Origin of the sequence: Mucilaginibacter sp. SJ (assembly GCF_028993635.1) — a bacterium.
In the GTDB taxonomy this organism is placed as follows: domain Bacteria; phylum Bacteroidota; class Bacteroidia; order Sphingobacteriales; family Sphingobacteriaceae; genus Mucilaginibacter.
Genome location: NZ_CP118631.1, coordinates 862008 through 877075, shown reverse-complemented (window position 1 = coordinate 877075; position 15068 = coordinate 862008). Strand labels below are relative to the sequence as shown.

13 protein-coding genes are annotated in these 15068 nt (G+C 42.0%); 8 read left to right on the top strand and 5 right to left on the bottom strand.

Annotation, left to right across the window (positions count from 1 at the left end; all coding sequences use genetic code 11):
• Window positions 1–8: 8 nt before the first annotated feature.
• The 5 genes from MusilaSJ_RS03455 to rseP are packed head-to-tail and all read left to right on the top strand — an operon-like array spanning window position 9 to window position 5734.
• Window positions 9–977 carry a glycosyltransferase family 2 protein gene (locus MusilaSJ_RS03455; protein ID WP_274988680.1) on the top strand — a complete coding sequence of 323 codons (969 nt, stop codon included), beginning with the start codon at window positions 9–11 and terminating at the stop codon, window positions 975–977.
• Between the two features lie 5 nt (window positions 978–982).
• The gene (locus tag MusilaSJ_RS03450; protein ID WP_274988679.1) at window positions 983–1684 is read left to right on the top strand and encodes a hypothetical protein; all 702 of its coding nucleotides are present in this window, start codon (window positions 983–985) and stop codon (window positions 1682–1684) included.
• 2 nt (window positions 1685–1686) lie between these two features.
• Window positions 1687–3186: a GH3 auxin-responsive promoter family protein gene (locus MusilaSJ_RS03445; RefSeq protein ID WP_274988678.1), complete on the top strand. Its 1500-nt coding sequence runs from the start codon at window positions 1687–1689 to the stop codon at window positions 3184–3186.
• A gap of 6 nt (window positions 3187–3192) precedes the next feature.
• Window positions 3193–4380, top strand: a complete 1188-nt coding sequence (locus tag MusilaSJ_RS03440; protein WP_274988677.1) for a 1-deoxy-D-xylulose-5-phosphate reductoisomerase — start codon at window positions 3193–3195, stop codon at window positions 4378–4380.
• Between the two features lie 19 nt (window positions 4381–4399).
• On the top strand, window positions 4400–5734 hold the full coding sequence (gene rseP / locus MusilaSJ_RS03435) for an RIP metalloprotease RseP (protein ID WP_274988676.1): 1335 nt from the start codon (window positions 4400–4402) through the stop codon (window positions 5732–5734).
• A gap of 174 nt (window positions 5735–5908) precedes the next feature.
• On the opposite strand, the gene MusilaSJ_RS03430 is transcribed toward rseP, so the two are convergent.
• From MusilaSJ_RS03430 to MusilaSJ_RS03410, 5 genes are all read right to left on the bottom strand, one after another.
• Complete coding sequence (locus MusilaSJ_RS03430) at window positions 5909–6475, bottom strand: DUF4199 domain-containing protein (protein ID WP_274988675.1); 567 nt, start codon at window positions 6473–6475, stop codon at window positions 5909–5911.
• A gap of 461 nt (window positions 6476–6936) precedes the next feature.
• A complete protein-coding gene (locus tag MusilaSJ_RS03425) occupies window positions 6937–7518 on the bottom strand; it encodes a DUF4199 domain-containing protein (protein WP_274988674.1) in 582 nt (193 codons plus the stop codon).
• A gap of 37 nt (window positions 7519–7555) precedes the next feature.
• Window positions 7556–8224, bottom strand: a complete 669-nt coding sequence (locus MusilaSJ_RS03420) for a hypothetical protein (RefSeq protein ID WP_274988673.1) — start codon at window positions 8222–8224, stop codon at window positions 7556–7558.
• Window positions 8225–8231: 7 nt separating this feature from the next.
• Entirely contained in the window at window positions 8232–9482 is a 1251-nt protein-coding gene (locus tag MusilaSJ_RS03415; RefSeq protein ID WP_274988672.1) for a dihydroorotase, read from the bottom strand.
• Window positions 9483–9514: 32 nt separating this feature from the next.
• Window positions 9515–11563 (bottom strand): vWA domain-containing protein, encoded by a 2049-nt coding sequence (locus MusilaSJ_RS03410; RefSeq protein ID WP_274988671.1) that lies wholly within the window; start codon window positions 11561–11563, stop codon window positions 9515–9517.
• 176 nt (window positions 11564–11739) lie between these two features.
• On the opposite strand from MusilaSJ_RS03410, the gene MusilaSJ_RS03405 reads away from it, so the two are divergent.
• The 3 genes from MusilaSJ_RS03405 to trxB all read left to right on the top strand — a co-directional run bounded on the left by MusilaSJ_RS03405 (window position 11740) and on the right by trxB (window position 14967).
• On the top strand, window positions 11740–12735 hold the full coding sequence (locus MusilaSJ_RS03405; protein ID WP_274988670.1) for an aldo/keto reductase: 996 nt from the start codon (window positions 11740–11742) through the stop codon (window positions 12733–12735).
• A 26-nt stretch (window positions 12736–12761) separates the two neighbouring features.
• Window positions 12762–13937: a dipeptidase gene (locus MusilaSJ_RS03400; RefSeq protein WP_274988669.1), complete on the top strand. Its 1176-nt coding sequence runs from the start codon at window positions 12762–12764 to the stop codon at window positions 13935–13937.
• A 73-nt stretch (window positions 13938–14010) separates the two neighbouring features.
• Window positions 14011–14967 carry a thioredoxin-disulfide reductase gene (gene trxB, locus MusilaSJ_RS03395; RefSeq protein ID WP_090526227.1) on the top strand — a complete coding sequence of 319 codons (957 nt, stop codon included), beginning with the start codon at window positions 14011–14013 and terminating at the stop codon, window positions 14965–14967.
• Window positions 14968–15068 lie beyond the last annotated feature (101 nt).

Genomic DNA, 15068 nt, shown 5'->3' with positions numbered 1-15068 from the left:
CTAAAAACATGTTTTTTTCCATCATCATTCCTTTATATAACCGCCCGCAGGAGATTAAAGAACTGCTGGAAAGTCTCACATTGCAAACCTACAGCAATTTTGAGGTTTTGGTTATTGAAGATGGTTCTGTAAATGATGCCGAAGCCATAGTAAATACATTTACCGATAGACTTAACTTGCGCTATTTCAAAAAACAGAATGAAGGTCAGGGCTTTACCCGTAATTTTGGTTTTGAGCGTGCTAAAGGCGATTATTTTGTAATTTTTGATTCGGACTGCCTGATCCCTCCCGCTTACCTGCAAATTGTTAATGATTCGTTAGTGACAAATTACCTTGATGCCTACGGTGGCCCCGATGATGCACATGAATCTTTTACACCTACGCAAATAGCCATCAGTTATTCCATGACCTCTCCTTTTACTACCGGAGGCATTCGTGGTAATAAAAAGGGTATTGGCCAGTTTCATCCGCGTAGCTTTAATATGGGAGTTTCGAGGCAAGCCTGGGAAAAAGCAGGTGGTTTTATCATTACCCGTCTTGGCGAAGACATTGAATACAGCATCAGGATCCATTCGCTGGGCTTTAAAATTGGGTTGATTCCCGACGCTATTGTTTACCATAAACGGCGTACTAATTTTTACCAGTTTTATAAGCAACTGCACTTTTTTGGCAGGGCTCGTATCAATATATCTAAGTTTTTTCCGCAGGAATTAAAGCTGGTTCATTTTTTTCCGGCTGCTTTTACAGTAGGTGTTATCCTTACTATTATTCTAAACCTATTTGGCTCTGTATTAGCACCTGTAGGTAATTTTATACTCTTGATTTTCACTTTGTTAATATTTTTCCATGCCTGGTGGAAAAATAAATCGTTAAAAATCGCATTTTTGAGCATTATAGCTGCCTTCACACAACTTATTGCCTACGGGTTAGGATTTATACAGGATTTTTGGAAGCGGAAAGTTTTAAGTAGATCATAAGCAATATGTACCACCCATTTTCTGTAGCGGAGACCATTAAAACCGCATGGAATATTTTAAAGAAGAATTTTGCCATTATCTCGGTCTATTCGGTAGTTGCCATGATACTTGTATTCATATCAGGCTTTGCCGTATTTTATTTTGATGATAATGCAATGGTGAGTTCTATTGGCTTTGTTGTATTACTGGTTGAAATAACTTTCATATTTCTTGCATTTATAAAACTGGTATTCAGGTTAATGGATAAGGAATACTATGATTTTGATTTTAGCGAGATCATTCCTAAAATCAGGATGCTGGTAAGCTATCTTACGTTATTGGTACTGGTGAGTACATTAGCTGTTTTTGCAACCCACCTGGTTGAAGGTTTAAAAGAAGGTTTTGCCCAGGATTTTTTCAAATTTATTATCGGACTTGTCGTTCAGTTCTTTTTTCTGTTCTATTTTCCTATTTGCACCTGTTTCATTGTTGATGACGCGTCGGGGCCGATAGAATCAGTACAACAAAGCTTTTATTTGATAAAGGGGAATTTTTTAAAATATTTCTTGATCTTCATTATAATCGAAATATTGATGCTGGTTGCAGCAATCACCGTTGTAGGGTTAATAATAGCTATTCCATTTGCTAACATAATTTTGATGGCAGCCTATCGCAAACTGGTTTATAGCCACCTTGATGTGGATGATGACCTATCTGAAACCAATTAAAAATGGGATTTAAATCTGCATTAAGTAAAGTATTTGCTGCCTTTGTTAATCGGGAATTAAATAAGGTTCGTAAAAACGCGGTTTCATTTCAACAAAAGGCGTTTACTGACCTGGTACATGCTGCTAAAAACACCAGTTTCGGCAAAGATCATCAGTTTGAAAAGATCAGCAACTACGAGGACTTTAAACGATTAGTGCCTGTACATGATTATGAAGACCTCCGCCCCTATATTGACCGGGTAGTAAATGGTGAGGAAGATGTACTATGGCCAGGCAAGCCTGCTTATCTTGCCAAAACATCAGGTACTACATCTGGCGTAAAATATATCCCTATCTCCAAAGAAAGCATGCCTGAGCATATCAAGGCTGCGCGAAATGCTTTGTTGAGCTATATCCACGAAACCGGTAATGCCGATTTTGTAGATGGGAAATTGATTTTCCTGCAGGGCAGCCCCATTTTAGCCGAAAAGCATGGCATTTCAACGGGCAGGCTTTCGGGTATAGTTGCACATCATGTTCCGGCTTACCTGCAAAAAAATCGCCTGCCCAGCTACGAAACCAACTGCGTAGAGGACTGGGAACAAAAGGTTGATGCCATTGTAGACGAAACTTTTAACGAAGATATGCGCCTCATCAGCGGGATCCCTCCTTGGTGCCAAATGTATTTCGACAGGCTTTCGGCCAAAGCAGCCGGTAAAAAGATAAAAGAGATTTTCCCAAACTTTAAGCTTTATGTTTACGGCGGGGTTAACTACGAACCTTACCGCGCCCGGATAGAAGAAAGTATCGGTTTCAAGATCGATTCGATAGAAACCTACCCCGCATCCGAAGGCTTCATTGCGTTCCAGGATTCACAAAAAGAAAAAGGTCTCTTATTATTGGTCGATTCGGGGATCTTCTACGAATTTATTCCTTCCGACGAGTATTTTAATGAAAACCCAACCCGCATCAATATTAAAGATGTAGAGCTGAATAAAAACTACGCGCTCATCATGAATACCAGCGCTGGTTTATGGGGCTATAGCATAGGCGATACTGTTAAATTTGTTTCAAAAGATCCGTATCGTATTGTCGTAACCGGCCGTATCAAACATTACATATCTGCTTTCGGCGAACATGTTATAGGTGAAGAAGTGGAGCATGCCTTGATGAGCGTGGCTAAAGAAGAAGGCATTGACGTAGTTGAGTTTACAGTTGCTCCTCAGGTAAACCCTCCGGCAGGACAATTGCCTTATCATGAGTGGTTTGTTGAGTTCGGCACAGAGCCGGCCAATCTTCAGGCTTTCGCCATAAAAGTAGATAAGGCACTGCAGAATAAAAATATTTACTATTTTGACCTGATTGAAGGTAACATTTTGCAACCTTTGGTAATCCAAAGCCTGCAAAAAGATGCCTTTATCAATTACATGAGAGCCGAAGGTAAACTTGGCGGCCAAAACAAAGTACCACGGCTATCAAACGACAGGAAGATTGCCGAAGGATTAAAGAGTTTTATAAAATAAAGATACTTGAGTAACCAAATAAAAAATATTGCCATCCTTGGCTCAACAGGCAGCATCGGCACACAAACACTTGATGTTATAAGGTGGAACAGCAATTTATTCAGGGCATTTTTGCTCACCGCACACTCTAATGCCGAATTGCTCATTAGCCAGGCTATCGAGTTTGTTCCTGAATATGTTATTATATGCGATCAAGGCAAATACCAGGAAGTCAAGAACGCCTTAGCGCATCTGCCTATACAGGTACTTGCCGGTCACCAGGCCATCATTGACACAGTAACTCATCCCGAAATTGAGGTTGTACTGACCGCCATGGTGGGCTTTGCCGGCTTAGAACCTACCATAGCGGCTATTAAAGCAGATAAAGACATTGCCCTGGCCAACAAAGAAACACTGGTTGTTGCGGGAGACATTGTAACGGCACTGGCTAAACAGCACGACATTAAAATATTACCTGTTGATTCCGAACATTCGGCTATTTTTCAATGCCTGGTTGGGGAAGATAACAACGCTGTTGAAAAACTGATCATTACCGCTTCAGGCGGACCGTTTCGCGGCCGTAGCCTCGACTTTTTAGCCAACGTTACACGCGAAGACGCGCTCAAACATCCCAACTGGGTAATGGGTGCCAAAATCACGATCGACTCGGCATCATTAATGAACAAGGGGCTTGAGGTTATTGAAGCCAAATGGCTGTTTGATGTTGAGGCAGATCAGATTGAAGTGGTAGTTCACCCTCAATCTATTATCCATTCGCTGGTGCAGTTCAGAGATGGATCAATTAAGGCGCAATTAGGCTTGCCGGATATGAAACTGCCGATACAGTATGCCCTTACCTATCCTGAACGGGTACAAACCGATTTCAAGCGCTTCAGCTTTACCGACTACGCTAACCTCACTTTTGAAAAACCGGACCTGAAAACTTTCCGTAATCTAAACCTGGCGTACGGTGCTTTAAAACAGGGAGGTAATATGCCCTGCATTATTAACGCGGCAAATGAAATAGCAGTTGCAGGGTTCCTCGATCGAAAAATTGGCTTTTTAACCATGAGCAACATCATTGAGGAGTGCATGCAGAAAATAAATTTCATTGCAAATCCTACCCTAACCGACTATTTGAATACTGACAAAGAAACACGCATCTTTGCGCAAAATTATATACAGCAATTGCCCTCAAAGGCATTACAATTTTAATATTACATAAATATAGATAATGAGTATAGTGATCATGGTGGGCCAGCTTATACTGGGCCTTTCAATTTTAATAATTCTGCATGAACTGGGGCATTTCCTGGCAGCGCGCGCCTTTGGCATTAAGGTAGAAAAATTCTACCTGTTTTTTGATGCCTGGAACGTGAGCCTGTTTAAATTTACATATAAAGGTGTTGAATATGGCATTGGCTGGTTACCGCTTGGTGGCTACGTTAAAATAGCCGGTATGATTGATGAGTCGATGGATACCGAGCAAATGGCTGGTCCGCCGCAACCATGGGAATTTCGTTCAAAACCAGCCTGGCAACGTCTTATTGTGATGCTTGGTGGGGTTACAGTGAATATCATATTGGGTATTTTAATATTCTGGGTGTTAACGATGCGTTTTGGTGATAGCTATATCCCTAATTCGGCTGCCAAATATGGTATTGTACCAGGCGAAGTTGGTAAAAAGATAGGGCTTCAAATTGGCGATAAGGTAGTTGCCATCAATGGTAAGCCCTTTGAGCGCTTTGATGACCTTACAAGCCCGCAGGTGCTATTGGATAACACTGTATTCACCGTATTACGCGGCACTCAAACTTTGCAGATCAGCATCCCCCGCACTATCCTGAACGATCTGAACGACCACGATATAGAAGGTTTTATCAGCCGCCTGCCACGTGCCAAATTTATGGTAGATTCATTGGACCCGGGAAGCAATGCTGTGAAAGCAGGTTTAAAAAAGGGCGACAGCATTGTAATGGCCAACAACCATCCGATTGTATTTTGGGACGAATTACAGGCCCAGCTGTCAGCCAATAAAGGTAAACAGGTTGAACTTGGTATAAGACGTAATCATGAACTGGTTACTTTGAAGGTCCAGGTTACACCCGAGGGCAAACTGGGCTTTTACCGTGCAAAAACTGATTTCCCGGATATCAAAACAATAAAGTATGGCTTTTTTGAAGCCTTCCCGATTGGAGCGCAAAGAGCCTGGGGAACTTTCAGGGACAACGCAAAAGGTATTGGTAAAATATTCAGGGGCGATGTTAACCCGGGCAAAGCGGTAAGCGGACCGGTTGCCATAGCGAACCTGTTTGGCGGTACTGTTGATTGGGTTCACTTTTGGACATTGGTAGGCTTCCTTTCAATGGTATTGGCGTTGATGAACCTGTTGCCTATCCCGGCGCTTGACGGCGGCCACGCGGTATTCCTGATCATTGAAATGATTAAAGGCAAACCATTGAGCGATAAGTTCCTTGAACGCGCCCAGATTGTAGGCTTTGTAATTTTAGTTACCCTGATGGTATTTGTTTTTGGTAACGATATCGTGAAGCTGGTAATGAAGAAGTGATTTAGAGATTAGTGATGGGAGGTTAGAGATTAGTTGCCTCCCAAGCATATGAAATAAGAAGGCCTTTCAACCACTGAAAGGCTTTCTTGTATTATATGAATTTATCAATCAATTGAATAGCTGTACAAATTAGAATTAGCTTTAAGCTTTGAGCATTCAGCTTTCAGCTTGTTTTTATACCGCCGGATCAGTTGGTTTCGGGCCTTCGTAATTATCGGAAGCGGTGTCAAAGGGTGATCTTTCATTTTTGAATACCGCTGCCGAGATCAGGCTCACTATAGCGCCGAAAATAGCGTATATAAACATTACACTTACTGTGGCGATAACCGCAAAATATTTACTCACCATACTTAAGGCGTTGTCTATTTGGTCTTGCGACAGGTTTCCTTTTGCTTCCATTTGCGCTCGAGAGGCAGTTAGGGCTTTATTAACCATTTCCGGACTTAATATCGCATAATACACATAAGTGAATACCGCAACGAAAACTCCTGTAAAAATCGCATATAAAAAACCGGATAAAAAGCCTTCCCCATAAGTAATATATCCGCCCAGTTGATCTTTGTATTCTTTTTGCGTTAACAGCAAAAAAGCGATAAAGGGCAAAAAGCTCAGGTATTTAAGGGATGAGTTGGGGTCAAGATCCAGAAACTGAAATGCGTAAGTTATAACTATTGAAGTTACCAGGTTTATTAACGCCCATTTCAGGGCTGGTTGCGACGGGCTCGCTTTTTTTACTTCCATGATATAGGTTATTTAGTGTTTGGTTAAAATTAACTAATTATCTTATATCATGTATATGTTTATTTTTTTACACAGGCAAACGCATTTTGAATATCAGCGTCGATACCTTTTATTAATATAACTACGGAAAAAGGTTATAATGTAGGTGAGCTATTAGCACCAAATGATAGTTGTTCTATGGATCGATCTGATAAAGGTTAAACACCCCTGCCCCTGTATTTGCAAATAACAGGTGCAAACATTCGGATGTGCTTAATTGCTGAAAAATATCAGTAGTGTTAACCCGGTAAAAACACAGCATGCTGATTATAAGACACTTAAATCTATATATTTAAAATGTGTTAACCCATGTTAACCCTGTTTAGATGCGTTTAACCTGGTTGTTACTCTGCATACTTGCTATAAAAAAACAGGCCTCCAAAATTTGAAAGACCTGTTTTTTTATGCGGTTAATCTTCTATTCAGGAAACAGCTCCCGCTGGTTCCCGCTTAAAGAAAGCTGCAAAAATTATCGATAAAACAAACAAAAATATAATGCTTATCCCTAACGACTGAATTTGCTGACCGATGGTAACCGTCCCTTCGGCATCAAAAGCTTTTTTCATTTCCACTATTTTTGCGTCAGCTTCTTTCTTTTCCTCCGGCTTTGTGGTTTCTTCCTTCAGTTTGTTAAGCGCGTTAACCATGGCCGCCTCCGTTTTTTGAACCATGTTGGGCTCAATCACTTTCGCAAACAGCTGATCTTTAATAACAAAAACCATTAGATACGATATAAAGAACATAATAAAAATCCCGGTGCCAGCCTGCCGCATGGTCCATAAGCCTCCTATTTTGGTTCGCAGGCTCAGTGAAAATAAAGCTGCGGCACTCAAAGGGAGCAGGTATGAAAACACTATTGAGCCAAAAGTAATTACCACTGCCGATTTAGCTAACGAAATCATAAAGTAAAAGTAAATAATGCTTATAGCTGAAATTACCAGCCCTAAGAATACTCCTTTGATCAATCCTTGTTTCTTTATCTTTTTATCTGTCTCTTCACTCATTTGGCGACTTTTGTTTACTTACTAAATGCAATTTGGGTTATTGAAAATTTACCAGGATTTCTAAAACTGCCATATCAAATTCTTTGTTGATGGCATTATCGGCAATCTCTTTTTTCTCTTCATTAGATGGATCGATGTTCTGGAAAAAGCACATCATCGGGTAAAACAGCTCTTTAAGCTCTGAATCTTCGGGGAGCGTCGTTGCCACCTTGTTGATTTCGGACACCGGGCTTTCAATCAGTATTTGATTGGCTATAACAGGCTCGTAAATGCGATACTCGTCCTGAAACTCATCCTCATCAACCAGTAAAAACTCCTTTAGGTAGTCTTCAAGCTCTGGTTCAATATCTTCGTCTTCGCACTCGTTAAGGTAAAGTAAAAGATTTAGGAGCTCGGTACCACGGTCAAGGGTTTCTTCTTCGATACTTTCCCACTCCGGTGTATCAAGATAATCTTCTTCCAGCTTTTTAACATCGGCACTAAAGAAGTTGATCATCAATAGGTCGAAGAAGATTTCACGAAGTTCTTCAACTTCCGGGTTCTCATCAAAAACCGCGTCAAGTTCATCTACTTTAGATAAAAAATCTTCGTCGGATGCAAATACATCAGCAAACTCGTCGGTTAACTCGGTTGCATCAAAACTATTGTATTTGGAGAAGGCCTCAAGCGCTGCTATAAAGGCGGTTTCTATTTTTGGATCGATCATAGGTATGTTATTTAAAGATTTGTTGATTGTTGTAAGTTAACAGTACTTTACCTTTTAAACGCTGCCCGATATAAGGCGAGTTTGCAGATTTAGATTTATTATTAGCTGCGGTATATTCCCATTCAGTATCTGTATCGAAAATTACGAGGTTAGCATTTTCTCCCTCAGCAATAACCGGCAATTCCACGCCTAATATTTCACGTGGATTGATGGCCAGTTTTTCAATTATCAGTTCAACCGGTAAGCCCGCCTTTAAAGCCAGCGCAAAGGCCGTTTGCAAGCCCACCATGCCATATTCGGCAACCTCAAACTCCACATCTTTAAATTCAATTTCGTGCGGGGTATGCTGTGATACTATGGCATCGATCGTGCCATCTTTTAAACCTTTTACCAACGCGGCAACATCGTCGGCTGTGCGCAGTGGTGGTTTAACTTTATATAAGCTGTCGAAGCCTAAAAGGGCTTCATCGGTTAGCACCAAATGGTGTGCGGCAACATCGCAGGTAACTTCAATACCTTTGCGTTTAGCTTCACGGATCAGCTCGACCGAACGGGCCGTTGATATGGTTGTAAAATGGATGCGTGATACAGTGTACTCCGCAAGATAAAGATCGCGCGCAACCATCAGTTCTTCGGCGAGAGATGGAATTCCCTTCATACCCAGTAGCGTACTGATCTCGCCCTCATTAACTTTTGCTTTACCAGCTATTGCTGTATCTTCCGGGTAAGAGAAAACCAAAGCATCAAAGCCCTGTGCATACAGTAAGGCCCTTTCCATTAAACCGGCATCCTGTACGGGCCGGTTGCCGTCTGTAAAAGCTTTAGCGCCGCTTTGATACATATCGTACATTTCGGCAAGGTCTTTTCCTTCGCGTTTTTGCGATATGGTACCTAAAGGATAAACATCAACCAAGTTACTTTTCGACCGGTTAAGCAAGTACTCCACCTCTGATTTGGAGTGTACAGGCGGCTGGCTGTTAGGCATCAGCGCTATGCCGGTAAAACCACCGGCGGCGGCAGCGATGGTACCAGACCGAAGGTCTTCTTTAGTTTCCATACCCAATTCGCCTATGTTGCAGTTAAGATCGAAAAAGCCGGGCGAAACATATTTACCTTCTGCATCAAACAGTTCGGCATCGGCATCAATATCGTCGGCTATGCGGGTAATAACGCCATTTTCAATTAAAATATCGGCAACTTGTTGATGAAAGGATGATCCGGGATCAAGAATAGTGGCTGATTTGATAAGCAAATTCATTAGCACTGCTTTATGTGTGGATTTGTGTCGATCTATCCCGCCTGAATAACGGCCTGTTGATCAGGTTTATAAAATCTGATTAACAATATTTCTGCAAGCAGGAAGATCAACGCCAAAATTATACAAAGTTTCCATAATTGTGTGCCAAAATTTGATTCGGCAACAACGCTTTTTAATGAACTGTTTCCTGCTGTTAATAAGGGTTTTGCATTTGGCAATAATTTTTCAAGATCGGTTGCTGTAAAATAACTCATGTCTGATTCGGCCCGGTTATCATTAAAAGCAAGCGCAGCTAATGTGCTGTCCTGTTTCTTCAACGAATAAATTCCGGGTTCACGTAACTGATCGGAAACATATAACAACGTAGTCCCCTCCTGCTGTTTTACATCGGGGATGATATTTTGATCGCCTTTGCTAAGTTTAAGCAGCTGCTTTTCGGTAGTTTGCACCGGTTGCATTTCAAAGCTTTCGTCAGCACCAAGGGTATAAAACAACAGTTGGTCATGTCCGCTTAACAAGGCCATTCTAAAAAGTACCGGCACAAACAGTGCATGCCTGGACAAATTGCTAAATTCTTCATTGAGTGGTACAGCACATATATATACATTTCCCTTTCCGCTGTTATAACCTTCCCAAAAAGGTTCGCCGGTAGCAAGGCTCATGAGACTTTCCTGTTTAGCACCGCTCTTGCTTAGTTGGTAATGTTTTTTCACCAAGGGCAGATCGGGGTTTTGCGGAAAGTTTTCAAATACATTCTTAAATACCTGACTCTGCCTGTTGATCGAAGCTACTTTTACGTCCTGGGTTATCAGTTTTTCGGGATAACCTGTGTTTAAGGACGATAAAAAGGTTTTATAATTTGTTAAATCAGCCTCGGCCGACGGGAATACAACCAGTGTCCCTCCTTTTGCCACATAAGTTTTCAGCTGTTGTGCCAGGCCGGTAGCTATAGTTTTAACATCACTGATAATAATTATGGGATAGGTATTAAGTGCTGCGTAATCAACATTGCCATCGGCTACCCGGGTTGCGCCAAAAAAAGCATCAGACGCAAAAACAGCTTTTAAGTAAAGATTAGGCGTACCTCCGTCAATTAGTAAAACGGGCATTTGCTGTTTTACATTAAAGCTGAAGTAAAACTGGTTATCAAATGTAACCGGGTTATCCTGTAGCTGAACCTCGCCTCGCTGCCATCCGGCTTTTAAACCCGAAAATGATAAGGTATCGCTTTGGATTTCACGGGCATTGATGCTGACACTGGCAAGCGCCTTTTGTTCGCCATTGATCAGGACTTTGAGCGGAATTTTCTCAGCCTTTTCTGCTGCATAATTGTGCAGGCGTACAACCAGTTTTTCACTTTCGCCCGGGCGGTGCACAGCGCTAAGCAGCCAAACCGAATCAACCGCCACATTGGGCAGGTTTCCGGCCTTGAGCTGAACAAGGTTAATGGAAATATTGCTATCAGCCTTAATCGGTTTATCATTTTTATTTTTTTGAAAATCTGAAATAATGAATACCGACTTAATGGTCCCTGCTTGATTTCCCAGCAAGTTTTCCTGCCTGTTGATCACCTGCTGCAGGTTCCTGCTTTGCGGACTTATCTTAACTGCGTCTATAGCGTCATTAAACTCATCGCGACTAAGCAATCGTTGATGTTTACCCTCAAAATCCTGTGTGAGTAGTTGAAAACGGTCGTTTATATTATAAGCCGAAGCAATTTCCTTAGCGCGGCGTTTAGCTTCATCAAGTAATGAGCCCTCGCGGTTAAGGGTTTCCATGGAGTAGGAATTATCCACAAAAACACTGACCACCTGCCGTTTACCCGCATTAGCATTTTGAGCGCCTGGAATAAACGGGCGGGCAAATGCCACTATCAGAAATAACAAAGTAAGCAGGCGCGAAGCCAATATCAATCGTTCTTTTAAATTACGACGCGATGCCTGCTGCTCCTGCACTTCTTTTAAAAACTGGACATTGCTAAAATAAACCTTCTTGTATCTGCGAAAATTGAACAGATGGATCACAATCGGGATAGCCAGGCTTAGCAACGCGAATAAAAAAGCAGGATATAAAAAATACATATTTTATATAGGTGGTTGTGCTATTTACAAATGTGGTGATTTTTTAAATATGCAGATGTGCAAATTTCAGATGTGCAGGTTTTAGCCAGGTTTATTCTTACATCTATGGATGTCTCCCCTTTCAAATCATGTTTAAATAAATATATTTGGTGCATACATCAATCTACTTTTAAAAAATGGAATACAGAAGATTAGGCGAAAGTAAACTAAGCGTATCGGCAATAACCTTTGGGGCATGGGCTGCGGGCGGCTGGATGTGGGGCGGCAATGACGACCAGGAAGCTATTGATGCCATGCGCGCGGCTTATGATCTTGGGATAACATCAATTGATACCGCTCCGGTTTATGGCCAGGGCAAGAGCGAAGAACTGGTTGGCCGGGCAATTAAGGACCTGCCGCGTGATAAAGTGCAGATCCTGACCAAATATGGTTTGCGCTGGGACTTGGCTAAAGGCGAATTCTATTTTAAAAGCAAGGATAACAACGGGAATGATATTGATGTTTATCGACATGCCGGTAAAGACAGCATTATTGCCGAGTGCGAAAGCAGTCTCAAGCGTCTTGGTACCGATTATATCGATTTATACCAGATCCATTGGTCGGACAAAACAACGCCCATTGACGAAACTATGGAGGCCATCCTGCGCTTACAGGAACAGGGGAAAATCCGCGAGGCAGGCGTTTGTAATTATGATGTAAGTCAAATGCAAATAGCTGCCAAAACTATTAAACTCGCTGCAAACCAGGTCCCGTTTAGCATGGTAAACCGCGCTATTGAAGATGAGCTAATTCCTTATTGCATCGAAAACAGGAAAGCAATATTAGCTTATAGTCCCCTTGAGCGTGGTTTATTAACCGGTAAAATGAAACCCGGCCAAAATTTTGGTGAAGGCGATCACCGTGCGGGTGTTAAGTACTTTAAGGATCAAAATATTGAGCGTACCGACGCCTTCCTTGCCAAAATAAAACCATTGGCCGATGAAAAAGGTGCAACTCTGGGGCAATTAGTTATCAGATGGACGATCAATCATCCGGGTATAACCGTTGCATTGGTTGGCGCCCGTAATGCAGAGCAGTCTATTCAAAATGCAAAGGCTATCAACATCCATATTAATGGCGAGGAAATGGAGTTTATCAATAACCAGTTAAGTGATTTAGTGATTGTAGATTAAAATCAAGGACTTCCCTATCTTCCATTATGAAAAAATCGTTGCTATTCTTCCCTTTAATACTGACGTTAAGATTATCTGCACAAAACGCCCAGCCAATCCATCAAAAAGCTATTTTAATAGATACGCATAACGATGTTATTTCAAACGAGCTGATAACCAAAGTTGATTTAGGCAAACATCAAAGCGAAGGTAATTTCGACCTTGTTCGTGCTAAAGAAGGCGGACTTGATGCGCAGATCTTTTCTATCTGGTGCGGCGAAAGTTATGGTAAGGGAACTGCCTTCGCCTTTGCTAACCGGGAAATTGATTCGTTGTACGCGCTCATCAAGCGTAATCCTGATAAAATAGCTTTAGTGCGCAATACCAAAGAACTTAAAAAAGCTGTGGCCGGTAAAAAGCTGGCAGCGTTGATTGGTGTTGAAGGCGGGCATATGATCGAAGACAGGATGGATTACATTGACAGTCTGGCTAAACGAGGGATGCGCTATCTTACCCTCACCTGGAATAACAGCACTTCATGGGCAACTTCGGCACGTGACGAGGTTACTAAAAAGGATAGTTTGAAACATTTAGGACTTACGGACTACGGTAAACAAATAGTAAAGCATCTGAACGATCTTGGCGTTATGGTTGATGTATCGCACGTGGGTGAACGTACTTTTTATGATGTGCTTGCTACCACCACAAAACCGGTTATCGCTTCGCATAGCTGTGCTTACAATATTGATCCTAACCGCCGTAATTTAAAGGATGAGCAACTGAAAGCGCTGGCCAAAAATGGCGGTGTTGTATGCCTAAATTTTTACAGTGCTTTTGTTGACAGTGCTTATGCGTCCAAAGTGCTTAAGTTCCAGATCCAGCATAAAGTTGAACTTGATTCACTTATCAGGGTTTATCATGATGTAGATTTAGCGAATATCAGGATAAATGCGATGTACAAAACTGAATCGGATAAGCTCAGGCCGCCGCTCGAACTGCTGACCAAACATATCGACTATATAGTAAAACTGATAGGTGTTGACTATGTAGGTATAGGCTCTGATTTTGATGGTGCTGAATCTTATCCGCTGGGTTTGGATAGTGTTGCGGATTACCCTAAAATAACTGAGGAACTGCTAAAACTGGGATATAAACAAAGAGATATTGATAAAGTATTGGGGGGAAATGTGATGCGGGTACTTGCTGCCAATACGGGCAAATGATGTCACTTTGTTGACGAAATGCGCTTTGCCTTATGCGCCTAAAATCGTAAATTCGCAACTCATTTATAATAAAATGTCTCAAGAAACTGAACACGTAAAATGCCTGATCATTGGATCTGGCCCTGCAGGTTATACTGCGGCTATATATGCTTCCCGTGCTGATCTTAAACCAGTTATGTATACCGGCTTATTAGCCGGCGGTCAGCTTACACAAACTACCGAAGTTGAAAACTTTCCGGGCTATCCGCAAGGCATTATGGGCCCCGAACTGATGGAAGATTTCCGCAAGCAGGCCGAGCGCCTGGGTACTGAAATTCGCTTCGGATATGTTAGTTCTGTTGATTTTTCAAGTTTACCACATAAAGTAGTAGTTGATGATGTAAAAACCATTACTGCTGATACTGTTATTATCTCAACCGGTGCTTCGGCTAAATGGCTTGGTCTGGAGTCTGAACAAAAATACAGCGGCTTTGGTGTTTCGGCCTGTGCTGTTTGCGATGGCTTCTTTTTTAAAGGCCAGGATGTGGCTATTGTTGGTGCCGGTGATACTGCTGCCGAAGAAGCTACTTATTTAGCTAAACTGGCCCGTAAGGTATACATGATCGTTCGCAGGGATGAGTTCCGCGCTTCAAAAGCAATGGTTCACCGCGTATTGAATACGCCGAACATTGAAATTTTATATAACACCGAAACTAAAGAAATTTTAGGCGATGGCCAAAGTGTTACCGGCGTTAAGGTAATCAACAACCAAACCAATGCCGAAACCGATCTTGACGTTACCGGGTTCTTCGTGGCAATCGGCCACCACCCAAACACTGATATTTTTAAAGGATGGTTACATATGGATGAAACCGGCTATATCATCACTCGTCCCGGTTCAACCGAAACCAACGTTGAAGGCGTATTCTGTGCCGGCGATGCACAGGATCACATTTACCGCCAGGCTGTAACAGCAGCAGGCACTGGCTGCATGGCCGCCATCGACGCCGAGCGTTACCTGGCTGCCAAAGAACACGTAGTGACGGCTTAAGTTAAGTGATTAGAGATTGGAGATCAGAGATTAGTTGGTTTCTTACGCTCATAAAAAGCGATAGGTATATAACGACCTATCGCTTTTTTGCTTTTAATCAT